The organism is Bacillus sp. UMB0728 (assembly GCF_002858875.1).
In the GTDB taxonomy this organism is placed as follows: Bacteria; Bacillota; Bacilli; order Bacillales; family Cytobacillaceae; genus Bacillus_AB; species Bacillus_AB infantis.
Window position 1 is genome coordinate 713807 of sequence record NZ_PKLA01000001.1, and the last position, 26296, is coordinate 740102.

The window sequence follows — 26296 nt, forward strand, 5'->3', positions numbered from 1 at the left end:
TCCATTCCCCCCTGCTTCTGTTCTTATTGCCACATGAAGATATGAATTATTTTTATCGATTGAGTTCATAATACATATAATTTTTACTTCTTACAAGAGTTTATGAACTATTTTATTTGTTATATTACATAAATTTCATTACAATAATAATGAGGTGAAGAAATTGGACGGTTTTCAGCGCAGAAAAGAACAAAAACAGCGCCACATACTTGAGGCAGCCCTTAAACTGTTTATGGCCTCAGGAATTCATAAGGTCTCCATATCAGAAATTGCGAAGGAAGCGCATGTATCACAAGTGACCATTTATAATTATTTTGAAAGCAAGCATCAGCTTATCCATGAGGTATTCCTCTATTATGTTGACAAAGCTACCAGTGAATTTGAGCAGCTAATCAGCAGTGCAGCAGCATTCCCTGAGAAAGTGAAAAAAATCATTTTCAATAAAAAGGAAAATGCCAATGGTATCCATGAAGAGTTTTATCATTACTTAATGAAGGAGTATTCCGAGGAAGGCAATTATATAGAAAAAATCTACGAGGAAAAAGCCATCCCCCTTTTCAATGAGCTGTTCAAGCAAGGGCGTGAACAAGGATATATCAATCCTGATCTTTCGTTTGAAAGCATGCTGTTCTATGTACAGATGATGAAGGACTATTTTCAGCGTGAGGATGTATACAGCAAGGCTTTGCCGCTGACTGAGGATATTACAAATATTTTTTTCTATGGGATCATAGGGAAAAAGGAAGGCCGCTAAAGCTGTCTTCCTTTTTCAATTGGTTCCGGCTGATTTGCCTTTATCATGAAAGTTTGTCCTTCCGGCTGCATATATATAGGCTGTTCCTTCTTTTAAGGAACAATCTAAACAAGAATGGGCAGATGATTATGACCGGTTTAATTTTAATCTTTCTTCTTGTTCTGCTGCTGCCATTTACGCTGAAAGCTGTGGAGCACAATCTGGAGATTTTCCTCTTTGCGATGGGAATTCTTGCGGCTTTTATAAGCGGGATATTCAATGGGGAGTTATTCCTTAAGGCTGCCTGGGATCCAATTAAAATTACTGCGGCTGTTCTGGCTGCAGGTCTGCTGTTCAAATGGCTCAAGAGGCCGCTTGAAAGAATCATCATGGGGATAAGCAGAAAAATGCCATTCAGGCTGTTTTCCGCTTTGACGGTTGTCGTGCTTGGACTTGTTTCCAGCATTATCACTGCGATAATTGCCGCTCTGGTACTCGTGCTGATTGTCGGCGCCATCCGGCTTGAACGGCAGGCAGAGGTTCGCTTCACGGTGCTGTCCTGCTTTTCTATCGGCCTGGGGGCTGCCCTTACGCCGATTGGAGAACCTTTGTCGACCATAGCCATTTCAAAGCTGAATGAGGACTTTTTTTTCCTTGTAGAGCTGATTGGGCCGGAAGTAATCGCAGCCCTCCTTGCATTAGCGATTATGGCCATGCTCCTTATTCAGCCTCCTGAAAAACGGCCCGGAAGCTTCCGCAAAGAATCCGGAAGTGAAACATATGAAGAAATATTGGCAAGAAGCATGAAAGTCTACCTGTTTGTCATGGGGCTGACCTTCCTTGGCGCAGGCTTTGAGCCGCTGATCAAGCATTATCTGATCGGCCAGAGCCCATTTCTTCTTTATTGGGTCAACATGATATCTGCCATCCTTGACAACGCCACACTTGCAGCAGCAGAAATCAGCCCTTCCATGGACCATTTTACGATTCAGTCCATCCTTCTCGGGCTTCTGATTTCCGGCGGCATGCTGATTCCCGGGAATATACCTAACATCATCTCTGCCGGGAAGCTGAAAATCACCAGCAAGGAATGGGCACGGTTCGGGGTCCCGGTCGGACTGCTTACCATGTTTGCCTACTATCTGGCCATTATGTGGCTGGAACATAGTTAAGAATCCCTTTATGCTGGGATTCTTCTTTTTTATCCTCCTATTAATAGCTCTGTTAAATCTTCGCTGCCATTTTCTAACCTGCCAAAGCCCTCCCGCTTGTCATTGCTGAGTATTTCTGCATTCTTGCCATTGAACCATATGTGGTATGTGGTTATAGTTTCAGGTTCATCATTGTCCTCTGTAAAAAAGAAATCTGCCTCGGCATCCGGTTCTCTTTCCATTTCAGGCTTCATGTTCGGCACCCATTCTATCTGGGACATTTTCTCCTCTATGCTGTTTATCAATTCTTCATCCACCAAGGTGTGTTCCTGTTCCTTTCCCTTCTCAAAAATATCGATCCTTGTCAGCTCACCATATTTCTGATCATGACAGCCTGTCAGCAGCGAGAGAGCAAAGACCCAGATGACATTCCTGAAAGCATTTCTCTTCTTCACCATCTCTTTAGTGATCATCTGTGCCTTCAATCTGGCCCCAATAATACAGAAAGCCTGCGGAAGACAGCATTGTCAGCAGGATCAGCATCAGATTCATACCAGCACCTCCATTATTTCAGGCATTTTCTTATCCTCCTCCAAAACATGCAGCTTTTCCTCATATGGTTTAAGCAGTTCCACTATTTCCGGCTTACTTACTGTTTCGAAATACCGGTTCCATCTGAACATTTTTCTGAACATATTAAATGTCGGCTTGTAGTTTGCTTTTTCCAGATGAAGCTTTTGCTTAATGAACCGTTTAATGATCCTATAGGTTCTTTGGCTATATGGGGGATCCAGCAGAATGATCTGATCTGCCAGCCTAAGGCTTTCCATGATCCAGGTGTGGTGCACCCCTTCAATAATCCAGCAGTCAGAGGCAATAATTTCCTGAAAAAGAGCATCCCTTTCCTTTTCAGTCCTTCGCCTGTCACCTTGTGGCCCTCTTTCCCATACCACATTGTCCAGTTCATAATGGGGAATTCCGACCTGGGCAGATAACTTTCTGGCCAAAGTTGTTTTGCCGCTTCCAACAGAGCCGATAATATGGATTTTTCTATTCACTTTCATTGGGCCTCTCTCTTTCTATACCTTTTCCAGGAGTTCTTGCTTCCCAAACAGCTTAAGCAGAAACTCCCTGTCCTCAGGAAAAGAAAGCGGGATCCTCTCAAGCTCTTCTGCGCCAATCCAGGATATATCATAAATAAGTCCATCAGGGTCCTGGATAACAGGGCTGCCGCCGGCTATTTTAATTTCAAAATAACTCACTTCCGAAAGTTCAGTCTCTTTCACGAACAAAGGACGGATGATTTTTGCCAAATATCCTGTCTCCTCCAGCACTTCCCTGATACAGCATTCCTCACTGCGCTCTCCCTGCTCCTGCCCGCCGGAGGGAACTGACCAGCGTTTTTCTTCATCAGGGGTTCCCTGCAGGACCATCAGCAGTTTACCATTTTCAATACAAACACCAGCTGAACCAATCCACTTCTTCATTTTCCTTCCTTGTACCTCCCAAATACTGCTATATCAATATGCATTTCGATAATAAATGTATAAGTCCTTCTTTTTCGACGAAAAAAAGAGCAAAGAAAAAAACAGAGGATATTCACTCTGCTTTATACCGTAAGTCCCCATATTTCTTGCAGGCGTTTCTTTTCTTCTGATTTATCCCGATATTCAAAAAGGCCCAGCATATTTCCCCAGGGATCCGTAAAAGTGCCCCATTTTACAGGTACCCTGCTCCGCGACTGTATTAAAAAGGGCTCTATATTTAATTCATCCATCAGCCGCTGTCTTTCTGCTTCAATATTCTTGACTCCGAGGCGGATAGGCCCGCTTCCTTCTGCAGTATTCCCTGAGGCCAGCTGCAGCCAGCTGCCAGGCACAAGCTCCCACTCGGCAAACCCTTCATGCGGAATAAAGTCAGGCGCTCTGTTGAGAAGTATGGTATACCAGGCCCGGCCTCTTTTTATATCTGCCACTCGCAGCTGAGTGGTCATTTCAATGTACATATTGAACCTCCTCCTTGCGTTTTATTCAGTGTATCAAATAACATCTGGGAGGAGTTCTTCCCGATTGCTGTTTTTTTCAATCAAATTAAGAACAGATTGCTTCATTAATCACTGGTTTAACGGCTGAATATGCAATATTGTATAATTTTTACTCCTCTTGCTCTATGAATCAAAGCAGACCATTTGCTAAAAAGAATGGCAGCAATAAAAACAGCGATTGGCACTTGTAAAATACCGGTCAAGTATTTTGACAGTTCCGTGAAGGTTCCTTTGTTTTGCAATTGATGCAGTCAGTTCTTTACGAATCTCCATGAGTTTATCAAGCGGTATACTTTCAGAAAGCAGAAAGTCCTCGATGCTTTCGGTCAGCCATCCTGCCGATTTACCCTGGACTGGCAAGGATAGTATCTTACTTAATAGCCTTCTTTTTTGTACAGTCCCGCGGGAACAGCAAGGACAGACTATTTTCTGCGAAATTTCTTCCAAGAGCCGATCCCCCTTCTCTTTTATATACGAATAGCTTATATGCTTTTGAAGAAGATTTCTGTATGCTTAACGAAGGATTTTTTACATTTATGTTACAAATTTTCCTAGTTCTATTGTATGAGCCGGGTTATCTTATCCATATAAATAACAGCTTTTTATAATTTTACAGATAGTGAATGAACGAATGTTCCAGTGCGTATCTTTTATTAGAGAGATATTCCTTCAACTTTAAAAAATAGTTTTCTGCAGAGTCTGGAAAGCTAGTATTGGAGAGTTTAGATGCTATAATTGAATAGTAATATCATTTTATATTTCTTATATAACAGCTGCTGTTTAATAAGAATCAGAGGGAGCACATGAATGGAAAACTGGAGAAATATTTGGGTTAAGACTGGTGCAAAGCGGATTATCATTTTTGCAATCATCCTCTTGCTCCTCATATCACTGCACAGCATGATCAATATCATCCTGCTGACCTTTATTTTTTCCTTTTTAATGGACCGGCTGACCACCCTGCTTACAGACAAGTGGAACCTTAACCGGCCCCTGGTGGTAATGTTTTTATACCTCGTTTTAATTGGAGGACTGACACTCGCGGCAATAAATTATTTGCCTGTCATATCACGGGAAGTAACACAATTGATTGCCCAGCTGCAGGCGTTTTATCTGCACCCCCATGAAAATGGATTCATCAATTATATTGTATTGTTCATTGAACAAAATGATATCAACAAATATCTTGAGCAAGGATTTACGTTTTTGCTGAAATATTTTACCGATATAAGTAAAATCGGCATGCAAGTACTGATATCCCTGCTGCTAAGCCTGTTTTTCCTTCTTGAAAAGAAGAAACTGATAGATTTCACCTTAAAATTCAAGACGAGCAAAGTCGCTGCTTTTTATGATGAAATCGAATATTTCTCGAGGAAATTCTCCATGACATTCGGAAAAGTCATTGAAGCTCAGTTTGTAATCGCCATCGTTAACTGCCTCCTGACGACATTGGCTCTATGGATCATGGACTTCCCGCAGCTGGTAGCCCTTTCTTTGATGGTATTAGTCCTGGGGCTCATCCCTGTGGCAGGTGTCATTATCTCTATGATTCCGCTGACCATTATAGCCTATTCCATAGGCGGATTCATGCTCGTCGGCTATATCATCCTGGTCGTTATGGTCATTCATGCTATTGAAGCTTATATCCTTAACCCGAAGCTGATGTCTTCCAAAACAGAACTTCCGGTTTTTTATACCTTCATTGTACTTATCTTCTCAGAGCATTTCTTCGGAATTTGGGGTCTGATCATCGGAATTCCTGTATTTATGTTTCTGCTGGATATACTGGGCGTCAAAGAAATTGCCCCAAAACAAACAAAGCAGGCCCGCGTCAGCTGACCTGCTTTTTCTCTAAGCATAAAGGATGCACCTTAAGGCTGCATCCTTTTTATCATGCTATGAAACTCTCTTTACTTCAATATATAGGACCTGGTGCCCGTCTTTTTCTGTAATTTTGAAAATAAACCCTTCTGCTTCCACTTCTGTTCCTACTTCAGCATCGAAATCCTGCGAAAGGACCCAGCCGCCAATCGTATCGATATCATCACTTAACAGTTCAATTCCAAGAAGGTCGTTCACGTCCTCAAGCAGCATTTTGGCATCAAGGATGTATTCATCTTCCTTCACCTTCCGGATTTCAGGAACTTCATCGTCATCAAATTCATCCCTGATTTCTCCAACGATTTCCTCAAGAATATCTTCTACCGTAACGAGTCCTGATGTTCCTCCATACTCATCCATAATGATCGCAATATGGGTCCGTTCTTTCTGCATCTTAACGAGCAGATCATGAATCGGTATATTTTCAATCACATGCATGACAGGCTTGACGAACTCGGACAGTTCGTGGATCATACCGTCATCAAGGATTTTTGCAGTGAGAAATTCCTTCACATTTACATAGCCGATGATATGATCTTTATCTCCATTGACAACAGGATAGCGGGTATAATTCTCCTCTTCCACCGTTAGCATGATTTCTTCAAAGTTATCTTCAATACTGATCGTAATCATTTCGGTGCGCGGCACCATGATCTCTTTTGCAACTCTTTCATCGAATTCGAAGATATTGTTAACGTATTTCAGTTCGTTCTGGTTGATTTCCCCGCTCTTATAGCTTTCTGACAAAAGCAGGCGAAGTTCTTCCTCTGAATGGGCAAGCTCATGCTCGGATGCCGGTTTCAGGCCAAAAAGACCGACTAGCAAACGGGCAGACCCGTTCAGGAACCAGATGAAAGGATACATCAGGCGGTAAAACCAGATGATGGGCCTCGCAAAGAGCAATGTGATTTTTTCAGCCTTTTGAATGGCAAGAGTCTTTGGTGCAAGCTCCCCTACGACAACATGCAGGAAAGTGGCAATAGCAAACGCAAATGCCAGAGTCAGAATATGGGAAAGCGATTCGCTTACTTGGAAATATTCAAGAACAGGGTGCAGGATAACTTCAAATGTCGATTCCCCTACCCACCCGATGCCCAGTGCTGTCACGGTAATGCCGAGCTGGCAGGCAGAGAGATACTCATCAAGATGTGTCACGACTTTTTTTGCAGCCAGTGACCCGTTTTTCCCTTCTGCAATAAGCTGGTCAATCTTAGAAGATCTTACTTTAACGATTGCAAATTCCGTCGCTACGAAAAAGGCGGTCAATGCAATTAAAATAGCAAAAATGATCAAGTTAATAGTGGTCAATGAATAGCCTTACAAAGTAAGGCGTACACCTCCTGGAAAATTAGGGTCATGACCGCTGCTTATCCCCTGGCAGTTGATCAGGCAAGTCAGGAGAAATATTTTTTCACACATGTTTTTTTAAGACTAGTAAGGCGCTGGTGTCGGCAGCAGCCTTTAATCCATTACTTAAGCCGAATCCCGGCCAGGCTGCAGCGGCAATTCAATTTAGAACGTACAGGTTTCAGCAAACTAAATTTGGTGTAATAGTTTACAGAACCCCTTGCATCATAGGTTGCTGTTGAAAAGCCAAGCTGCTTTAATTGCTCGTTCCCAAATGAATCACCCCCTTACCGGCACGTTATAGTTAGTTCTTATTTTACTGTCATTTTTGGCCGGTGGCAATCTATTAGCCCTTCTGTCCATTAAATGTTCAAAAATGATAAATCAAAGCCAGATGGTTAAGCTAAATAGTGGACAAACCATTTGGAAAAAATGGAGAGGTGAAAAGATGTCTTTTATCCAATTATTGAAAAAAGGAAACAAATCATCCGGCATCGCTGCAATCGGCAATACTGTGCTTACGATTGCCAAAGGGATAGCTGCTGCCATAAGCGGCAGCGGTACAATGCTTGCAACCACGCTGCACTCTGCAGCAGATGCCCTCAATCAGGGCTTTGTATTCATTGGCAGTGCCCTTGCTGAAAAGGAGCCGACGAAAAGATTCCCGACCGGCTTTGGGCGTGTTGTCAACCTGTTTGTGCTCGTTGCGGTGATCGTCATCGCAATCATGGCCTATGAAACAATCCACAAAGGCTGGGAGCTGATCCAGCACCCAAAAGAGTCCACCAATATCCTGCTTAATATTGCCATCATGCTTCTCGCAATAGGGGTTGACGGCTTCATTCTATTAAAGGCGATGAAGGAAATCAATCATGAAACCCGCAGTGAGGCCAAAGGCTTTGCCATTGTTACGACTGCTTTCAAGAATAATGGACTGGCATCACCGCCGACCAGACTTGTGTTTTATGAAGACCTGATTGCCACATTTGGCGCACTGCTTGCCCTTGTCTCCATCCTGCTTGCTCATTTTACCGGTTTTTATTTTCTGGATGGGGTCGGAACGATACTGATCGGATTACTGCTCACAGGGATTGCTGTTAAAATCGGCTATGAAAATACCATCGGACTGATCGGGGTAGCCGCCCCGAAAGTCGTTGAGGACCGTGTAGCAGATATGATCCTTTCCGATCCTGATGTGGTGGATATCATGGATATGCGCATCCTGCAGGAAGGCAGGCGCTTCCATGTAGAAAGCTACATTGAGCTTAGGGCTGGCCTCTCACTGGCAGATGCTGATGATATCAAATTCAGGGTCCGCGACCTGCTGCTGACAGATACCGATATCGGCGATGCCACACTTGGTATACTGGAAACAGACAATGTCCAGACCTGGAAAGATGAAGACGAATAAATAATGGAGAGGGAGACCTCTTCTTTATTTATTTGGGCCGGGTATGATACCCTTTTTCGCCATAAGGCTGGAAATGCTCATGCCATTTCTTCTCAAGCTCTGCGAGTGCTTCCTTTTCACTGTAATACGGGTCGTCAATCGGCTTTAGAACCTCAAGCACCGAGATTTCGAAAGCATCCTTCCCAAATCTCCTCCAATCTTCCTGAAGAGGCTTATTAACATAGGACCCTGTTTCCAGACTGAATTTCAGACCGTTCAATGTCTTAATATTTCTAGTGCTTCCAATAAACATTTTTTGGCTGTGTTTATTTTTTATTTGAAAGACACCTGCTTCCACTGGCACTTCCATGAATTGATTTTTCAGTTCCTTTTTCCGGTCCATGATTCTTTCCCCCATCTTTTATTTTTTCAGCCAATAGGCGCTTCCATCGGCCTTTCTGTCCAGCAGGCCATATTCAATCAAATATCTTCTGATCAGAGCATAGTCTTTATAAATGGCCTCTATAATGCTGTTTAACTCTTTTTCCCTGTACACTTTGCCAGCCTCCAGAAACTTGCTGATCTCTCTTATCACTGCCAGCCGCTGTTTTTCTTTTGGCGGAAATTTTTCAAGGCCGCCTGCAATGCCTCCGGGAAAGAATTTATCGACGATTTTCTGCTGTTCTTCCTCTGTAATGGCATATCTGTCATCAACCATTGATGCATGTTTATGAGGTGGTACAAAAGCCGGCGCATACTGGTCCTTTTCTCGCAAGAGCTCCATGATTGCAAGGAATGTTTTCGCCTGCCTCTCTTTTTCCTTTAGAGCAAAACGATGATGCCTGATGGTAGAAGCGCTTCCGATGCCCATTTCGGCCTGCACCTCTTTATCCGCCATTCCCTTATAGAACAATTTCAAAAGCTGGCTCTGATGCTCTGTCAGCCCGGTCCATTTCTTGTCAAGACCCAGCAAATAGTCAAACACCGAGGAATGTGATCTCTCGATATGAAGCCGCGTATATCTCTCTGCTTCATACAAGCGGTCTTCATATGGATAAACAACACCCTTTTCAAATTTCTCACCGCATAACAAGCAAAGAAAGCTCTCTTCCTCTTCTTTGTATCCTTTTTTTATTTCCTCAAGACTTGCCTCCCAAAGGCTTGCAGATGTATCCCGCATTCAAATACCTCCAATGACCCGTATGTTGATTAATAAACAATCATAAACTTAGTTGATTATTATACAAACAATATATAATTTTGTTTGTAATTAGTCAATAAAAAAACGGCTATCCTCTTTGGATAGCCGAAGATCATTAAATATTATTCCCTGTCAGATAGCCTAGAAAGGCGAGGAAAATTCCGAAAACATATGTAATGCCAATGTACAGGATAAGTGCTTTTTTCTTTTGTCCGATATGCAGCTGCATGGTTTCAAGCTTTAACGTTGAAAAGGTGGTAAAGGCACCCATAAACCCGGTGCCGGCGAATAAAAGATAATTCTGATCCAGATGAGCTCCTGTCAGCAGGCCAAGCAAGAAGGCACCAGACAAATTGACGATGATCGTTCCAATAGGAAGGGTTTTCTCTATGCTGTTATATTTCCGGCTTATGGCAAACCGGGCCATGCTCCCGAAAAATCCGCCAATGCCTACCAGTGCAAAATGGAAAATACTCATATGGCTCCCTCCTCCTTAGCTATCCTGAATCCAAGCCGGCTAAAAAACAGTCCGCCGATCATGCTGAAGATGATATAAAGGATTCCGAGGTTTGCATGTCCCTTGTTAAATAAATCGACAGTTTCCACACTTAAAGTTGAGAAAGTCGTGAATGATCCGACAAAACCCGTGCCAATAGCGGCCATAAGCTCAGGAGTGACTTTCATTTTATTGAATACACTGGTTGTCAGCCAGGCAAGCATAAAGCTGCCGGCCAGATTGCAGGCCAATGTGCCGTACGGAAAAACATTCTCCACAAACAGGCTGATCCCTATCCAGTATCTCAGCATGCTGCCTAACATTCCGGCGAGTCCGACATACATATAAATCATGATGATTGCTCCTTTATTACTAATAATCTTTAATCGCACCTTTTAGTATAGCACCTTTCTTGTTGCCCTTTAAAATCAAGAAAAAAACTCCTGCCATTTATGGGAGGAGTTCTTCTGAGTTCTTATTTGTCCAAGGATTCCTGTAGAGTGATCAGTTCCCTTGCCAGCTTTTCAATTCTCTCAAGGACAATGGGTGCTGCAATTTCATTGTCCTCATTAAAGTCATTGCTGTGAACAAAAACTGAGCTGGCTGGGGTAGTTCCCTTTAAGTAGGAAATGATCGGCTTAAGCTGATATTCCGCAACAAGAAAGTGCTTGTCGGATCCCCCTGTTGTCAAAACACCGACTGCTTTTGATTTAAAAACATCTACAGCAAGATGATCAAATAGATTTTTCAGCGCTCCAGTAATGGATGCCTGGTAGATCGGCGTGCCTATAACGAGGAAGTCTGCTTCAGTTATAGTCTGCACAACCTTCCATGTGTCGCTGTTATAATAGGTCAGCGGCTTGCCTGTAACAAACTCAACGTCATAGTCCTTTAAGTCAAGCAGCTCTGTCTGGATAGATGGAGACAAGCGCTTTGCCGCAGCGAGTACTTCATGTACAGCCTTTGATGTTTTCGATCCGGTCAGGGATCCTGAAATGCCGACAAGTTTCACAACCGATTCCTCCCAATGTCAGTTCTTTTTTAAACAGCAAATTCCTTCAATTCATTATCAATATGCTCTTTTATCAATTGAAGGCACTCTTCTGCCGTCCTTGCAAAAATGCGCTTCCCATTCACTATAGCATAAGGCCGCCTGGCGCACATGCCGCAAAAGGATAGGCAGCTGCTCTCAATAACGGCTACTTCAGGATATTGCGCTTCAAGGATCCCTTCAAGGTCCAGTTCTGCAATCAGGCTGCCGTCGCAAATCTCCACTACCACTATCCCCATAGCGGCTCACCTCCCTGCTTTTTAAGCATGATGCCCTTTGTAAAATTCCTCACCAAGGGTAATAACTTCGGTTTCAAGCTCGACGCCTTGCTTTTCCTTCACAGTTTTCCTGACATATTCTATAAGTGCCAGATAATCATTTGCCGTACAATTATCTTTATTAATGATGAAGCCGGCATGCTTGCGGGAGACTTCTGCCCCGCCGATATTTTTTCCTCGAAGGCCGCTGTCCTGGATCAGCTTTCCTGCATAATGGCCTGGCGGACGCTTGAACACACTCCCGCAGGACGGGAATTCAAGCGGCTGCTTGCTTTCCCTCGATACCGTGTTTTCTTTCATCCTGGCTGAAATATCCTCTTGGCAATCGATGGACAGATTAAACTCTGCCTTCAGGACAATGAATTTTTTTTCAGCAATGATGCTTTTCCGATAGCTCAGCAGAAGCTCCTCTTGCCCCAGTTCCAGGATGCTTCCTTCCTCTGTGAGAACTAGTGTTTTTTGAAGGACATCAGAGATTTGTCCGCCATAGGCACCTGCATTCATGTAAAGAGCCCCTCCAGTCGTCCCTGGGATCCCGCACGCAAATTCCAGCCCTGAAAGGCAGTGCTCCAATGCTTTGCGGGAAACATCGATGATCCGGCTGCCAGCCTCGGCAATTACTGTATCTCCAGTGACCGAAATCTTATTCATTTTTGACAATGACAGGACAAGCCCCCTGATTCCTCCATCCCTGATGATAATATTGGAACCATTGCCTATCAGAGTCACAGGCACCCCATGCCGCTTTGCCTGCTTTAGGATATATGCTGCATCCTCCGGGCATACCGCTTCAGCGTAAATATCTGCCGGTCCGCCAAGCTTTGTATATGCATGCTCCTTTAAGGGTTCATTAAGTCTAAAAGAAGAGTCCGGCAATTCTGAGGAAAGCAATTCATACAGTTTTTTTTGCATAAGATCCATGAAACCAGCTCCTTAAACAGCAGGCGGGCCGAATTTGCCATTATGGAAATCCCGGTATGCCTCCCTGATTTCTTCCATTGTGTTCATCACAAATGGACCATAGGGAACAATTTCTTCCTTAATCGGTGCACCGGAGTATATAAGCACCTTCGATTTTCTGCTATTCGCCTTTATGGCAAGTTCGCTGCCTTTATTGATATCTCCACCGTCCTTGTATGAAAGGGTCGCGACTCCATGCTTTTTGAGATTCACTTCATTTTCTCCAAAATCCATATCCCCTGAGAGGACATACAAAAATGCATTATGATTTTCAGGGATGGTCAGTGTATATTCTGACCCCTTAGTTAAGCTGATCTCAGAAAGAGTAATTGGGACAGCAGAACTGAGCGGTCCCTTGACACCTGCTATATCTCCGGAAAATACTTTGATTGAGCCTCCTTGAAAATGGACGGCCGGTGCATCCTCACCGTAAACATTCTGATAGCTTGTTTCAGACTTTTTCAATTCCTTCGGCAGGTTCAGCCAAAGCTGCAGCGTGTGGGCAATGTCATTTTCCACGCCCTCCTCGGCATGGCGCGCTGCCCAGCCGGCATTCATATACTGCACATCGCCTGGCTCAAGAATGTCCCGGCCGCCTGCATTGTCGATATGCTCCAGCCTGCCATCCACAACATATGTGACTGTCTGGAACCCCCTGTGCGGATGGTCTGAGAAAGCACCCTTCTTAAACCAGTCCTCCGCCATCAGGATGAACGGATCAAAATCCGTGAACCGGTCAGCCGGCAGTACCCAGCCCTTCTGGATGAACGGGAAGCTCGCTTCCTCATACTCTACATACCAATGGTCTTTGACACTTCTTTTAAAAAGGCTCTTTTCTTCCATTCTATCCATCTCCTTCTTTGTTCAAATCTTTGCCTTTATCCCTATTTGCCTTCATTAGAACATATATTAGTTGTTGCATCAACTATTAAAGCTTTCTTCGTGAGCACGCTTTTTTTATCAGATGGAGGACACAGTCAGGAGGTGTATATACATTAATAAAATCTGCATTATACACATGCAGCCAATCCACCAGCTCGGAAAACTCCTTGGAGCGGGTGTAAAAAATGAGAGAATGACTGCTTATTAAATAGGGAAGCTGCTGAACGTCCAGCAATGAATCTATATCCATGATAACAACATCCGTATCATCAGGTATGCTGAAGGGCTCATAATCTTCCAGGAAGAAAACCTCCAGTTCTGGATATGCAGACAGCAGCATCATTAAGCTCTTCCTGACTCGTTTATTCCCCGAAACAATTACTGCCTTCATCACCACAGCCCCCTCTTTGCTCTTCTTTTATAATATAGCAGGAGACAGAAGACTTTCCTTCCGTCATACTGGCGAAAAGACTATGCTGCTTTTGGCTGAGTTGACTAAGACTAAAGTTGTAGGGAGGTCTCCTGTGGGTGGAGCTAACTTGCTATGCATGAGGATCCCTTTTCAAGTGTGGGGCATGTATTGATTAGACTGTTTTCAGTGCATGAGGTTCCTTTTCAAGTGAGGGTCATGCATTGATTAGATTGTTTTCTATGCATGAGTTTCCTTTTCAAGTGAGGGTCATGCATTGATTAGACTTTTATCTATGCATGGGGTCCCTTTTCAAGTGAGGGTCATGCATCGATTAGACTGTTTCCTATGCATGAAGCCCCTTTTCAAGTGTGGGTCATGTATTGATTAGACTGTTTTCTATGCATGGGGTCCCTTTTCAAGTGTGGGGCATGTATTGATTAGACTGTTTCCTAGCATGAGTTTCCTTTTCAAGTGAGGGTCATGTATTGATTAGATTGTTTTCTATGCATGAGTTTCCTTTTTAAATGAAGGTCATGCATCGATTAGACTGTTTTCTATGCATGAAGCCCCTTTTCTAGTGTGGGTCATGCATCGATTAGACTGTTTTCTATGCATGAAGCCCCTTTTCAAGTGTGGGTCATGCATCGATTAGACTGTTTTCTATGCATGAAGCCCCTTTTCTAGTGTGGGTCATGCATCGATTAGACTGTTTTCTATGCATGAAGCCCCTTTTCTAGTGTGGGTCATGTATTGATTAGACTATTTCCTATGCATGAAGCCCTTTTCAAATGAAGGTCATGTATCGATTAGACGCTTCCTATGCATGAAGCCCTTTTCTTCTAGTGTGGGTCATGCATCGATTAGACTGTTTTCTATGCATGAAGCCCCTTTTCTAGTGTGGGTCATGTATTGATTAGACTATTTCCTATGCATGAAGCCCTTTTCAAATGAAGGTCATGCATCGATTAGACTGTTCCTATGCATGAAGCCCCTTTTCAAATGAAGGTCATGCATCGATTAGACTGTTTCCTATGCATGAGGTCCCTTTTCAAGTGTGGATCATGCACAGTTTTGACTGTTCCTATGCATGCCCTCTCTTTTTCTGCACGTTTCAAGCATTCATCAGATTCTTTTTTAAGCATAAAAAAACCCTTCCTTGAAAGAAGGGTTCCTCTGGTCATACGCCCATTTTCCTGCGGGTATTGCTCGCCTTTTTAGTCATCTGGCTTTTCATCACCTGATTTTTAGCAGCTGACTTTGTGCCTTGTTTTCCATTTCCCTGAGCTTGCTTCTTTTTCTCGAGCTGCTGCTTCATCAATTCCTGAAGACTTACTTTTTTCTTTTCGCCGTTTTGAGTATTTTCCTGATTGGACATATTGTTTCTCCTTCAGATCGTATTTCTTTTATTATAATACAAGCGGAAGATAATTTCTTTCATTTATTAAAAGATCATAACCCAGCTGCCTTCTTTGTGTGATAGCAGATCTCCCTCACTCAGGCATTTTCAGCCTTGGAAAACAAAGATAGAGCATCAATCCCCCAGTACCGGTCATGAAAAGGAATCCCAATATACTGCCTTCCGCTATGGCAAAAAAACCAAACACCAGAAAAATGAACGACAGCCATGTAAGAAAGGAATTAATCGTATAATCATAAATTGCACTTATAAAGGTCAGGGTCTTCCCGAGGAACTGACCTTCGTTTCCTGCCCTTTTTGCCTGAATCGCTGCAAGCACCGTACTCCAGAGGAGTAAAGCAGGCAGCCCCCATAAGAAAATCCATCCAAAAAGACTCATATAATCCTCCCCGCCAGATCAGCAGCAGTCCCAGTTAAACAGCACCCGGTCAAACCGGCGTGCCTTCAGGTCGCTTTCGCTGATAAAAAAATTACAGATGCCAACATCGCCCCAAATGACCGCGTATTTTTCACTTGCCTTGTCATAATCGCTGTCCAGCTGGAACAGGAGTGTATCATATCTGCTCCCGCCCTCGCGTGGATCCATTTGTGTGAAATAAGGATAGCCGCCCATCTGATGGTGTACTGCTCCCTCAGGATTGCTGTAGTCATTGTAAAGGTCGTCAACCTCTTCATATCCTTCAGGCATTTCTTCCTCTGCCAGCCTTTCGAAATAATCAAGGCTTGATTCCCCGATCACTTCATCAAACCGGTAATCACCTGTCGCTATATACATACTTGATGCTTTTCCTTTAATCAAATACTCCCCGCCCTCGAGGACATCATATTCACAATTGGAACGGTGTTTATCTATAGCGGAAAAATCTGTCACCAGATATTCTTCATTTTCCTCCACATCCGCAAAAAATAGGACCCGGAAGCCTGACTGGTCATCCTGCTGATCAAAATTCATCCCAAAAACATCATCATTTAAATCGATGTAAAAAGATAGAATGCCTTTATCCGGAAAATCCGGCAGTTTAGGGAGTTTACCCAAATTAAGCTGGGCAAGCAAATGAAGGGGCTGCCCTGCTTGATTAAGCGGATAATCGATGCCTTTTGGCAGGTAGGGGTGTCCCCCAGCCTTGCTGTCCCAAAGCCGAAGCTCACCGTCAGGCTTCACAAGTTCAAGCTGCACAAACTCTTTCCTCGTTTTTTCAAATGCTTCCCGGTCATTACGGCGTATTAATTTTTCCTGCTTCATCAAGCATTCCTCCTGATTTTCAAAAACACAGTCTCATATATTTCCCGGCGACGTATAATACGATGCTGTATGTATTTAGTTCCTAGTGCTTTTTTCCTTTTTTCATAGAAAGTAAACAGCTCACCCCCCGTATATAGAGTACTTTAACGGAACGTAATCGCACAAATATTATTCCGAAAATTCAACTAATTATTTTATAATAAAAGCAGACGAAAAACTAAGGGGGAATTATATTGAGTAAATGGAGAATCATTCTTTTGATCTTCGGAGGTTTGCTTCTGCTGTTTTTGGCTGTAACCGGTTTCAATACGCTGATGGTCCAATCCCGGCAGCCCGAACCTAAGGAAGCATCCCTGGAAATCAATGAGGATCAGGCTGTCGGGCATTTATCAGAAGCAGTTACATACAAAACGGTTTCTTACCAGGACAGAAGCAAATTTGACTGGAAGGAGTTTGACAGATTCATTTCTTTTCTGGAACAAAGCTATCCGCTCGTCCATGAGAAGCTGGAGCTTGAAAAAATAAATTCTTATGCGCTCGTTTACAGATGGAAAGGAAATACCGGGAAAAATCCAATTGGCCTGACTAGCCATTATGATGTGGTTCCAGTCCTTTCAGGAACGGAAAATAATTGGGAACAAGGGCCTTTCAGCGGGAAGGTGGAAGGAAAGAAAATATGGGGGCGCGGAACCCTGGATGATAAAATCGGGGTCATCAGCATTCTTGAAGCGGTCGAGCACCTCCTGTCTGAAGACTATCAGCCTGAAAGGGATATCTATTTAATGTTCGGATTCGATGAAGAAATCGGCGGAGACGAAGGGGCCTTAGCCATTGCTGAAACTATGAAAGACCGGGGTATTGAGTTTGAATTTGTCCTTGACGAAGGCGGTGCCATCGTGGATGGGATGGTACCAGGCATCAGCCAGCCTGTCGGAGTCGTAGGAATTTCCGAGAAAGGCTCGGCCACAGCCGTCCTATCGATTGAAGGCAGCGGAGGACATTCCTCGCAGCCGAAGGATCATACTAATATCGGGCGCATATCGAGCGCGATAGCAAAGCTTGAGGATAAACAATTCAAGGGCGATCTGAGAGGCCCTGGAGAGGATCTATTTGATTTCACCGCACCGGAAATGAGTTTTCCGATGAAATACGTTTTTGCCAACAAAATGATCTTTGAACCTGTCATTGAGAGGATTCTCCTGCAGCAGCCTGCATCAGCCGCCCTTATCCGCACCACGATAGCGCCGACCATTTTTCAGGCAGGGGAACAATATAATGCCCTGCCTGAGAAGGCAGAAGCTATCATCAACCTGAGGGTCATGCCTGGAGACACACTTGATTACATCCAGTCTTTCATAGAAGACACAATCGAGGATGAAGCTATTAAGGTCACCGTCACTGGCAGCGAAGCTTCAAAGGTTTCCAGCATTGACAGCTGGCAGTTCAGGACAGTGCAGCAGGCGGCAAGGAATGTCTACAAAGATGCCATTATTGCTCCATATCTGATGTTAGCCGGCTCTGACGCAAAGCATTATGACTCTGTCTCCAAAAACACATACCGGTTCCTGCCTGTCCACATCACCTCAGAAGACCTGAACCGGATGCACGGAACAGATGAGCACATTTCAATTGAAAACTATCTGAATGCGATCGCCTTTTATGCAGAAATCATGAGAGAGGCGGATGCAGCAGAATAGTTGTATATATCCTTTAATGCCCATTCCCCGTGCCTGGCACAGTTCATGGGCATTTTTAATTTGTTCTGTTCTTTTTAAGAGTGTATGATTCTCTTATCTGAAAAAATATTAAAAAAGGTGAATCTGTTTATGTTCTTTACAATTGTCCGCAGTGCCGCCGCTGCACAGCTTTTCTTTCTCCTGTCTCTGCCCTTCATAGGCAATCTTATCAAATATCTGCATCCGCTCGCTTTAATTGTCGTATGGGCCTGTATTACCAGTTTCACAATTACAGCAGGTCTGCTGTTCCGCGGTGAAAAGCTGCCATTGAAAAAATATCTTGTCCAGCTCGGTTTTGCTTTATATAGCGCTTCCCTCCTCGTCCTGCTTTTTTTCAGGCCGGGCGATAATGCTTATGCAAACTATAACTTAATCCCCTTCAGAACGATTGAATTTTATTTAGCTGGACGGGTGGACTTTCTGGTTGCATTCTATAATTTAGCTGCGAATATTATATTGTTCATTCCATATGGGCTATTCTTGATTCTCCTTATGAAAAAGAAGTCTATTTTTACTCTATTGGTTATTCCGATTGTGTCTATATCAGCAATTGAAATAACCCAATTCCTGAGCAGGCGCGGCAGTCTTGATATTGATGATCTAATCCTTAACCTGCTAGGAGTATTTTTAGGATACGCATTCTCGCCTCTGCTGCAGAGAGTTTATGTCATTAAGGAGTCTCTTTGAAAATTTTGCAATCAAAAACCCAACCAGACTGAGTGGCTGGTTGGGTTTTTAAATTAAGCTAGCTCAATGCCTCCAGTGACACCATATACCTGGGCGGTCACATAGCTGGATTCTTCAGAAGCAAGGAACACGTATACGCTTGATAGTTCGACCGGCTGTCCAGCACGCTTAAGCGGTGTGTCCTGGCCAAAAGTCGGGATGACTTCCTGTGGCTGTCCTCCGGAAATCTGCAGCGGCGTCCAGATTGGCCCTGGTGCTACAGAATTAACACGGATTCCTTTTGAAGCTACCTGTTTAGCCAGTCCGCGCGTAAAACCGTTAATGGCAAACTTTGTTGCGGCATAATCCAGCAGATTCGGACTCGGATTATATCCCTGCACAGAAGAAGTTGTGATGATAGAAGCTCCTTCAGGCAGATGCGGAAGTGCTGCCTGAACGGTCCAGTAAAGGGAGAATACATTAATCTCAAACGTTTTGCGGAGCTGTTCGCTCGAAAGGTCTTCAATATTTTCTACTGCCTGCTGCTTGCCGGCAACTAGTGCAAGAACATCAAGGCCTCCCAATTCTGATTGGGCCTGTCCGACCATGTCCCTGCAAAATGACTCATTGCTCAAATCACCAGGGATAAGAACAGCTTTGCGGCCTTCAGCTTCAATCAGCTCTTTTACCTCTTCAGCATCTTTCTGCTCCTCTGGCAGATAATTGATTGCCACATCGGCACCTTCTCGGGCGTATGCAATGGCTGCAGCACGTCCAATCCCGGAATCACCGCCGGTCACCAGCGCTTTCCTTCCTTTCAGGCGCCCAGTGCCTTTATAGCTCTTCTCACCGCAGTCAGGCTGAGGATCCTTCATCTCGTTCTGGACTCCAGGCGGCTCCTGATACTGCTTAGGGAAGTCTCCATTAAAGAATTGTTTGAGCGGATTTTCAGGGTTTGACATTGTTCAGCACTCCTTTTTGAAAAAAAATAGTCTCAATACATATAAAGCCTGCCGTTTAGATTGTGCAGCTCTTCACTATGTATCCGTACTAATACATTCCCTTTTCTGGTAGCGATAAACTAACAGCGGGAACATTGAATGAGTGTGATTTTTGTAAATATATGTAGTTTATGTAGAATCATTCGTTTTTTATGTAGAATTCTAGTTTTTTTGAGTAGAATACATAAATTTTTAGGGAGAATTTTGATGATTTTATGTAGAATTATTAATCTTTACGAAAAAATCTCGCCTTTATAATGGCGGAAAACAGAAACTTAGGCTGAAAGCTGCCAATCTACTATATAAGGTTTGCTACACTTCTTTATATAGAGCAGATTACAGAAAAACAGTCTAAAATCATTTATTTAAAAGGCTTTTCAAGAAGGTTTGCCTTGTTTTGGCATCAGCAGGCATCTCCTAAAAAATTGTTATACACCAGCCTGTGCGTAATCTATGCAGGCACTCCCGCTTAATCACAATAGTAATATTTACTGCAGCGGCTAGCTCATTGTTGGGTAAATGCTTCAATAGCTTGTAAAAAAAGCCGGGATTCCTGTTCCCGGCTTTTCTGTTTACTTTTTCTTTACATTGTCATTCGGTGAATCTCCTGTTGCATGAATGCCTTTATTATTTTTCGAACCAAATGTCTGGCCGTCATTTGTGACTTTGGCTCCTTCAAGAAAATTGTCCTTTGATTTCATAGTCGTCACCCCTTTTGCTTATTGTTTCACTGCAAAGTTAAATTATTCTTTAACAAATGGTTAAATTTTCATAAAATATTGACTATTTATGGTATATTATAAATAATACTTAAAAGTAATATAATCTGCAGGAGACAGAACTATGCCAAATCGAGGACGCAAGAAAGGTTCCATCGGAGAAAACAGCAGGAATCTGCTTTTGAATATTGCAGCTGAGGAGTTTGCTGAGATGGGGTTTCACGATGCCAAGATCAGCAGCATTGTAAAAAAGGCAGGATTGACCCAGCCTTCATTTTATCTGTATTTTCCAAGCAAAGAAGCGATCTTTCATGAGTTGATCATGGCATTTCAGCACAGGCTCTCATATTTAACAGATGCGAGCCGAATAGAGCCAGGTGTAGAATTGCCACAGCTTCCAATAAGGATTAAATCAGGACTATATGCCATTTTTAGTTTTTTCCATGAAAATCAGATGCTTGCCAAGATCGGTTTTTATATTAATCCCGATGCAGAAGGCATAAAATCACAAATGGCCGCCCAAATCCACCATAACCTTCTTTCCGAGCAAAGAGCAGGCTACTTCCGGGAAGAGGCTAACATGGAACTGGCAGCGGCAAGCCTTGTGGGTGCCATTGAAAGGCTGGCAGTCACGCAGATTTTTACGGGAAAGAAAACACCCGATATACTGGCAGAGGAAACAGTGGAAATCTTCCTTTACGGACTAATCAACAATAAGAAGTAAATTTATAGGGGGCTATAGAATGGAGGAAAAAGTAAAAATTGATCCTGAATGGAGAATGTTGATTCTAAAAGCCAGACACTTAGGGCTGACAAAGGACGATGTGCGCCGCTTTATTAACGATTCGGTCAGTTCATCGGCCCCCTTGAACATACAGCAAGCAAAAAAGTGAAGCAAGAAGGAGCCAATCATCAAGAAATTCATCCTTCTTGAACTTTATATTATGATCCCACCCGGAGTTTAATTTTATCTCCACTAGGTGGCCTGTTCTATCACCAGAAGATATAATGAAGGGCAATCAAGGATTGCTTCGCAGAAAAAGAAAAGTATTTTATTGAAACTGAAAAATTCCGGCAGGTGGCATACCGTTTAAATTAAACTAATAAGGCAATATAAAGATTTATAGTATGTGTATCTTGGACTTTATGGCTTTCTTGCACCCTTATCCACTTCTTCTGCAAGCTCTGAGAAAACCAGAAGCCTTTTTTTGTCTGAGTAGCGCGGATGGCATGTGACTAAAGTAAGCATTGATTTATTTTTTTGCGGCTTTAAATACTCGGCCTGATCAGGTAAGATCACTTTTTTTCCATTGACTATATAGCTGTAATTCTTTTCACCATCTGAAATATTAATTTCATCGCCTGCCTCAAGCTCATTCAGTCTGTTAAAAAATCGTCCAAACTTATGGGACCGGTGGGCGGCAATGACAAAATTATGTCCTGACCGGGCCAATTCTCCGCTGCTTTTGAGACGTCCAGCGGCCTTATTGAGGATTTCGGGTGTGGTTCCTTCAAGAACGGGCAATTCCAAGTTGATATCAGATATGGTTAATATCCAGCGATTGTTTTTATTTGAGGAAGCTTTAGCAGCTTTTGCTTTATCCGTTACTGGATCATCTATAGCCAGCTGTTCAATTTCTTTAATCAGCTCCTGCGTTTGTGACTGCTGTTCAACTTTTCCGTATCCCAGGTATATTAGCAATACGCACCCCAAAAATATAAAAAGTGCACCTATTCTTTTCATAGTTTTCACCCCTTTAATGGAAAAAGGGGAAGAGAAATCTTCCCCAAGGTTTGTCAGTTTGGTTTTCTATAAAAACTCATAGCAGTACCCCCCGCAATGAGCAGCAAAGCTAAAACCACCAGGATATTTTGATCAAGCCACCCTCCTGTCTTTGGGAGCTTTCCATCCGTTAACTGGATATCATCCTGGCCGCTTAATGAACTGCTGCCGGCATTATTGAACATTACCAATCCAGCTTTGGATACAGGAGAATATTTCTCACCGTAATGCAATTCTTCCCAAAAACTTTCCTGACCACTCTGGGTTAGGCTGCCAGAATCTGAACTGTTTTCTTTGGCATTCTTCTCCTCGCTCTGGCTGTCGGCTTGATTGCCAGTTTGTCCCTGGCTGTTATTGCTGACATTCTCTATATCCTCATCTTTTGGAGCGGATTCCTCGTTTTGTCCGTAATCAGTATCTCCTGTGTTGTCCTGATTACTATTGCCTTCATCCTCCGGCGAATTGCTGCCATTGCCAGGTGTTTGCCCGTCTTGTCCATCCTTATTATCATTATTAGATTGATCTTGCTGATTATCATTGGGTTCTCTTGGATTATCTTCATTTGGACCCGGCTGCTGAGAGCCTTCTTCATCACTGGATCCGTTTTTTTGATCATCCGGCTGCTGGCTTGGATGATCATTACTCTCAGAGTCCTCCGAAAATTCTTCACGCTCTAATATTTCAATAGTGATCTCGTCCACGATAGGCAAATTAGTTAAAATCAAATCAAGTACTGAGGATCGATCAAGCCCTTTCCCTCCATTGGATGATTCCACTTCTTCAAGAACACTAAGATCGATATCTCCCAGTATTGGAAGATCAGCAAAATCGGCATCAATTAACGCAGATTCATCTAGCTGACTTTCTCCTCTGTATGCTTCCACTTTTTCAAGAACGCCAAGATTGATATCTCCCAGGATGGGCAGGTCACCAAAATCAGCATGAATTGCTGCAGATTGTTCTAGTTCGCTTTCTCCATTGTTCATCTCTAATCCTTCTAACACACCAAGTTCGATATTTCCTAGAAGAGGATGTGCATCTAAGTCCAAATCAACTGTGGCTTCATGCTCTTCTTCAAATTTTCTGCTGGAGAATTTGGTTTGTTCCAAAACACCCACATCTGCTTCTCCAGCAATCGGCAGGTCTTCCACTTCTGCATCCAGGACCGCTGTGTGTTCATACCTTCCTTCACTTGCCGATGCTTCTGTTTTTTCAAGTACCTCGACATCCGCTTCTTCCAAAATCGGCAGGTCTTCCACTTCCGCATCCAGTACCGCTGTGTGTTCATACCTTCCTTCACTTGCCGATGCTCCTGTTTTTTCAAGTACCTCGACATCCGCTTCTTCTATAATCGGCAGGTCTTCCACTTCTGCATCCAGGACCGCTGTGTGTTCATACCTTCCTTCACTTGCCGATGCTTCCGTTTTTTCCACTACGTCAACATCCGCTTCTTCCAAAATCGGCAGGTCTTCCACTTCTGCATCCAGGACCGCTGTATGTTCATACCTTCCTTCACTCGCCGAAGCTTCCGTTTTTTCCAGTACGTCGACATCCGCTTCTTTCAAAATTGGCAGATCTTCCACTTCTGCATCTAGGACCGCTGTATGTTCATACCTTCCTTCACTTGTCGATGCTTCTGTTTTTTCCAGTACGTCAACACTTGCATCGTCAGCAATCGGCAGATCCTTAAGGTTTGCATTAAGGAGTGCCTGGTGCTCTGCCTTTTGCTCTCCCTCTTCCAGCTCTTTCCCTTCCAATACAGTTATTTCAACATCTCCGAGGATGGGAAGATCTTTTAAGTCAGTGTCTATAACAGCCGACTTTTCCCTGTTTGAAATTTGTTCTTCCTCATTCGCTTCCTCTGATACCTTGTTTGATGGACTGTCAGAAGTAATGCTGGCAGGATCCTTAACGCTATCTGTCTTGCTTGCTTCTGATTCTCCACTCATTTCCACATCAACACTTTCAGCAGCCGGTTTATTTTCTTTGTCAGGGATGCTTTCTGCTCTATTACCTTCTTCCCCAGCTTCAGTAGCAACTGAGACATCAGCTGTAATTTTCACTTCCCCCTCTTCTGCATGAGCAAAAAGGGTTTCAGATAGTATACCTGCGGTAAATATCCCGGACAAAGCCAGGGCTTTCATCAAGTGTTTTTTATTCATTTTGTATCTCTCCTTCTTCTCTTTTTATTTTGTCATTCTGTTTTTAGAGAAGAAGGGTTGATTCGGCGGCGGAGTTGGAGGGGCATTGGTCCATTGGCTTTTTAGCCAGTCTGGCTGTTTTCTAGCCTTATCAGACAAAATTGGTGCAGTGGCTTCCGCCATTAGCATTACAGCTGCCGGAAATGGCTGGCTGTGTCCTGATGAATTTGAAGATGCCTGCCCTGTGCCTGAACCGTTTCCTGCAAGGGCAGCTTTAGATTCAAAAATCAGCAGTGCGCTTGCTGAACTTGCCTCTCGATTATTCTGATGGCCATTATCCAAGGAACTTGAGACATTGTCATCTTGCTGTTTCTGATTTATAACTGTCTGTTCAGCTTTAAAACCGGATTCTACAGGGAGTAAATCTTTCATATCTCTGAGAAAATTAGCTCTTGCTGGCTGACTTTCTTCTAAAACAGCAAACTCTCTAGCTTCTGTTTCGCCTTGTCCCGCGCGGGGTATTATAATTTCATTGCCGGTTTCTTCTAAAGCTTCATGAGTAACAGGATCGTAGCTATTCTTCTCATCATTTTCGGCGATCCCGTTATCCTGCTCTGGAAAGCCTTCTGTTTCAGAACCTTTATTGTCTTCGGATTTGGCTGGAGCAGTTGTCCGGTTAGGTTGAGGAATCCATTCTTCTTCCCCTTGTTTAGAATCCGTTTTTGTTTCCACATCAGATGGAACAGGAGAAGGAACCTGTGCTTCTGCTTCGTCTTCTACCGAAATTTCAGCACCAACTGCAGGTGTCTTCAAATTGATGCCTTCACTTGAAATGGACGTACTGATTATTGCAGACTCCAGTTTTACTCCATCTTCCAGGGAGACCTCAGCATTAGCGACAGGTGTTTCTGCCTTTAAACTGTCTTTGACCGTTAAAGAACTTTGTAATACAGAGCTTTCTGCTTTAATCCCCGCTTCCTTCGATATTTCCGCTTTTAAACCAGGAGTTTTCACGTTCAATCCATTTTTCAAAGATACTGAAGTGTCGGATGCAGGCACGTCTGCCTGCATGCCGGAATTTTCAGAAATCTCCACTTCTGCCACTGATGCTTTTACCTTGAGTCCCTTATTTTCAGAAATTGATGCTTTAACAACAGGCGTTTCTGCTTCGATTCCTTCTGCTGCTGAAACCTTAGCCCTTGAAATCGGCGTCTTTACTTCAATATTTTCCAGGAGACCTTTTCTTTCAGCTTTGGCAGTTTCCCGTTCTCCATCTGCTGAAGCAGAAATCGAAATACCGAGAACCTCAACTTTTATAATAGAAGTATCCTCGTCTGTTACTTTATCTATTTCTTCAGCTGGAGAATCTTCTTCTGCTAAAGCTATGTCAGGGACGAAAAAGATGGCCAAGAAAAGAAAAGCTGACCATACCTTAGTTGAACTCACTCTTTTCACCCCCTTTCAAAACTATTACAAATATTACAATAACACTTTAGGTTTTTACCAAAAGATTTACAAATTTAAACATTATTCAGCATAATTAGGGAATAAGTTGCCCAATAAACTGCCCGGTTTAGTACTTTTGATTTAAATAAAAATTAAAAGCCTTCGCGCTGGCAAAGGCTCCTAATCACTTTTTGAAATATGTTTCAACCAATATAACCGTATATGAAAAGCTGGAGAAAACGCCATGCGAAAAGAATAACCACAAATAACCAGGTCATCAATGAATAGATGCCAGCGTAAAACTATGCTGCAATTTAT

At 43.2% G+C, this 26296-nt stretch carries 31 protein-coding genes; 8 read left to right on the plus strand and 23 right to left on the minus strand.

Translation table 11 applies throughout. From position 1 onward, the window contains the following. The first annotated feature begins 163 nt into the window (after positions 1–163). Complete coding sequence (locus tag CYJ37_RS03565; protein ID WP_180827234.1) at positions 164–754, plus strand: TetR/AcrR family transcriptional regulator; 591 nt, start codon at positions 164–166, stop codon at positions 752–754. 125 nt (positions 755–879) lie between these two features. After that, the gene (locus CYJ37_RS03570) at positions 880–1905 is read left to right on the plus strand and encodes a DUF1646 family protein (RefSeq protein ID WP_101548421.1); all 1026 of its coding nucleotides are present in this window, start codon (positions 880–882) and stop codon (positions 1903–1905) included. Positions 1906–1934: 29 nt separating this feature from the next. Here the strand turns inward: CYJ37_RS03570 and CYJ37_RS03575 are convergent, their stop codons facing one another. The 5 genes from CYJ37_RS03575 to CYJ37_RS03595 all read right to left on the minus strand — a co-directional run bounded on the left by CYJ37_RS03575 (position 1935) and on the right by CYJ37_RS03595 (position 4375). Beyond that, positions 1935–2357, minus strand: a complete 423-nt coding sequence (locus tag CYJ37_RS03575) for a hypothetical protein (RefSeq protein WP_101547875.1) — start codon at positions 2355–2357, stop codon at positions 1935–1937. A gap of 75 nt (positions 2358–2432) precedes the next feature. Beyond that, positions 2433–2948 (minus strand): DNA topology modulation protein FlaR, encoded by a 516-nt coding sequence (locus tag CYJ37_RS03580; protein WP_101547876.1) that lies wholly within the window; start codon positions 2946–2948, stop codon positions 2433–2435. Positions 2949–2963: 15 nt separating this feature from the next. After that, complete coding sequence (locus tag CYJ37_RS03585; protein ID WP_101547877.1) at positions 2964–3371, minus strand: NUDIX domain-containing protein; 408 nt, start codon at positions 3369–3371, stop codon at positions 2964–2966. Positions 3372–3493: 122 nt separating this feature from the next. Continuing rightward, positions 3494–3889 (minus strand): VOC family protein, encoded by a 396-nt coding sequence (locus CYJ37_RS03590; RefSeq protein WP_101547878.1) that lies wholly within the window; start codon positions 3887–3889, stop codon positions 3494–3496. A 186-nt stretch (positions 3890–4075) separates the two neighbouring features. After that, entirely contained in the window at positions 4076–4375 is a 300-nt protein-coding gene (locus CYJ37_RS03595) for a hypothetical protein (protein WP_101547879.1), read from the minus strand. A 360-nt stretch (positions 4376–4735) separates the two neighbouring features. Between CYJ37_RS03595 and CYJ37_RS03600 the strand changes: the two genes are divergently transcribed. Next, entirely contained in the window at positions 4736–5767 is a 1032-nt protein-coding gene (locus tag CYJ37_RS03600; RefSeq protein WP_101547880.1) for an AI-2E family transporter, read from the plus strand. A 57-nt stretch (positions 5768–5824) separates the two neighbouring features. Here the strand turns inward: CYJ37_RS03600 and CYJ37_RS03605 are convergent, their stop codons facing one another. Then, positions 5825–7117, minus strand: a complete 1293-nt coding sequence (locus CYJ37_RS03605; protein WP_101547881.1) for a hemolysin family protein — start codon at positions 7115–7117, stop codon at positions 5825–5827. 487 nt (positions 7118–7604) lie between these two features. Here CYJ37_RS03605 and CYJ37_RS03610 point away from each other — a divergent pair, with 487 nt between their 5' ends. Continuing rightward, positions 7605–8567 carry a cation diffusion facilitator family transporter gene (locus CYJ37_RS03610; protein ID WP_101547882.1) on the plus strand — a complete coding sequence of 321 codons (963 nt, stop codon included), beginning with the start codon at positions 7605–7607 and terminating at the stop codon, positions 8565–8567. 28 nt (positions 8568–8595) lie between these two features. Here CYJ37_RS03610 and CYJ37_RS03615 read toward each other — a convergent pair whose 3' ends face one another. From CYJ37_RS03615 to CYJ37_RS03675, 12 genes are all read right to left on the minus strand, one after another. Beyond that, positions 8596–8949, minus strand: a complete 354-nt coding sequence (locus CYJ37_RS03615; RefSeq protein WP_101547883.1) for a GIY-YIG nuclease family protein — start codon at positions 8947–8949, stop codon at positions 8596–8598. A gap of 18 nt (positions 8950–8967) precedes the next feature. Beyond that, positions 8968–9726 carry a DUF2087 domain-containing protein gene (locus CYJ37_RS03620; protein ID WP_101547884.1) on the minus strand — a complete coding sequence of 253 codons (759 nt, stop codon included), beginning with the start codon at positions 9724–9726 and terminating at the stop codon, positions 8968–8970. Positions 9727–9862: 136 nt separating this feature from the next. Continuing rightward, complete coding sequence (locus tag CYJ37_RS03625; protein WP_101547885.1) at positions 9863–10225, minus strand: fluoride efflux transporter FluC; 363 nt, start codon at positions 10223–10225, stop codon at positions 9863–9865. Continuing rightward, the gene (gene crcB / locus CYJ37_RS03630; protein ID WP_101547886.1) at positions 10222–10596 is read right to left on the minus strand and encodes a fluoride efflux transporter CrcB; all 375 of its coding nucleotides are present in this window, start codon (positions 10594–10596) and stop codon (positions 10222–10224) included. The genes CYJ37_RS03625 and crcB overlap by 4 nt, the downstream gene beginning before the upstream one ends. A gap of 122 nt (positions 10597–10718) precedes the next feature. After that, a complete protein-coding gene (locus tag CYJ37_RS03635) occupies positions 10719–11255 on the minus strand; it encodes an NADPH-dependent FMN reductase (protein WP_101547887.1) in 537 nt (178 codons plus the stop codon). A 29-nt stretch (positions 11256–11284) separates the two neighbouring features. After that, positions 11285–11533 (minus strand): DUF1450 domain-containing protein, encoded by a 249-nt coding sequence (locus CYJ37_RS03640; protein ID WP_101547888.1) that lies wholly within the window; start codon positions 11531–11533, stop codon positions 11285–11287. Positions 11534–11554: 21 nt separating this feature from the next. After that, positions 11555–12493 carry a UDP-N-acetylmuramate dehydrogenase gene (gene murB, locus CYJ37_RS03645; protein ID WP_101547889.1) on the minus strand — a complete coding sequence of 313 codons (939 nt, stop codon included), beginning with the start codon at positions 12491–12493 and terminating at the stop codon, positions 11555–11557. A 12-nt stretch (positions 12494–12505) separates the two neighbouring features. Next, entirely contained in the window at positions 12506–13375 is an 870-nt protein-coding gene (locus tag CYJ37_RS03650) for a pirin family protein (protein ID WP_101547890.1), read from the minus strand. An 85-nt stretch (positions 13376–13460) separates the two neighbouring features. Beyond that, entirely contained in the window at positions 13461–13805 is a 345-nt protein-coding gene (locus CYJ37_RS03655; protein ID WP_101547891.1) for a hypothetical protein, read from the minus strand. Positions 13806–15003: 1198 nt separating this feature from the next. Then, positions 15004–15201: a hypothetical protein gene (locus tag CYJ37_RS03665; protein WP_101547893.1), complete on the minus strand. Its 198-nt coding sequence runs from the start codon at positions 15199–15201 to the stop codon at positions 15004–15006. Positions 15202–15316: 115 nt separating this feature from the next. Continuing rightward, a complete protein-coding gene (locus tag CYJ37_RS03670) occupies positions 15317–15622 on the minus strand; it encodes a hypothetical protein (protein ID WP_101547894.1) in 306 nt (101 codons plus the stop codon). 18 nt (positions 15623–15640) lie between these two features. After that, positions 15641–16486 (minus strand): YwqG family protein, encoded by an 846-nt coding sequence (locus CYJ37_RS03675; protein WP_101547895.1) that lies wholly within the window; start codon positions 16484–16486, stop codon positions 15641–15643. 233 nt (positions 16487–16719) lie between these two features. On the opposite strand from CYJ37_RS03675, the gene CYJ37_RS03680 reads away from it, so the two are divergent. Continuing rightward, entirely contained in the window at positions 16720–18183 is a 1464-nt protein-coding gene (locus CYJ37_RS03680; RefSeq protein WP_101547896.1) for a M20 family peptidase, read from the plus strand. A gap of 129 nt (positions 18184–18312) precedes the next feature. Continuing rightward, complete coding sequence (locus tag CYJ37_RS03685) at positions 18313–18909, plus strand: VanZ family protein (RefSeq protein ID WP_180827235.1); 597 nt, start codon at positions 18313–18315, stop codon at positions 18907–18909. A 53-nt stretch (positions 18910–18962) separates the two neighbouring features. On the opposite strand, the gene CYJ37_RS03690 is transcribed toward CYJ37_RS03685, so the two are convergent. Together CYJ37_RS03690 and CYJ37_RS27595 are read right to left on the minus strand one after the other, a co-directional pair. Continuing rightward, entirely contained in the window at positions 18963–19850 is an 888-nt protein-coding gene (locus CYJ37_RS03690) for an SDR family oxidoreductase (protein ID WP_101547898.1), read from the minus strand. A gap of 611 nt (positions 19851–20461) precedes the next feature. Then, positions 20462–20590, minus strand: coding sequence for a hypothetical protein (locus tag CYJ37_RS27595; RefSeq protein WP_257964161.1), 129 nt, complete (start codon positions 20588–20590; stop codon positions 20462–20464). Between the two features lie 142 nt (positions 20591–20732). Here CYJ37_RS27595 and CYJ37_RS03695 point away from each other — a divergent pair, with 142 nt between their 5' ends. After that, positions 20733–21332 carry a TetR/AcrR family transcriptional regulator gene (locus CYJ37_RS03695; RefSeq protein WP_101547899.1) on the plus strand — a complete coding sequence of 200 codons (600 nt, stop codon included), beginning with the start codon at positions 20733–20735 and terminating at the stop codon, positions 21330–21332. A 19-nt stretch (positions 21333–21351) separates the two neighbouring features. Further along, entirely contained in the window at positions 21352–21501 is a 150-nt protein-coding gene (locus tag CYJ37_RS03700) for an anti-repressor SinI family protein (RefSeq protein ID WP_101547900.1), read from the plus strand. 251 nt (positions 21502–21752) lie between these two features. Here CYJ37_RS03700 and CYJ37_RS03705 read toward each other — a convergent pair whose 3' ends face one another. From CYJ37_RS03705 to CYJ37_RS03715, 3 genes are read right to left on the minus strand one after another with little or no spacing between them, the layout of a single operon-like run. Beyond that, positions 21753–22352: a class D sortase gene (locus CYJ37_RS03705; protein WP_101547902.1), complete on the minus strand. Its 600-nt coding sequence runs from the start codon at positions 22350–22352 to the stop codon at positions 21753–21755. A 53-nt stretch (positions 22353–22405) separates the two neighbouring features. Then, a complete protein-coding gene (locus CYJ37_RS03710; protein WP_101547904.1) occupies positions 22406–24553 on the minus strand; it encodes a hypothetical protein in 2148 nt (715 codons plus the stop codon). 24 nt (positions 24554–24577) lie between these two features. After that, positions 24578–25978: a hypothetical protein gene (locus CYJ37_RS03715; RefSeq protein WP_101547906.1), complete on the minus strand. Its 1401-nt coding sequence runs from the start codon at positions 25976–25978 to the stop codon at positions 24578–24580. Positions 25979–26296 lie beyond the last annotated feature (318 nt).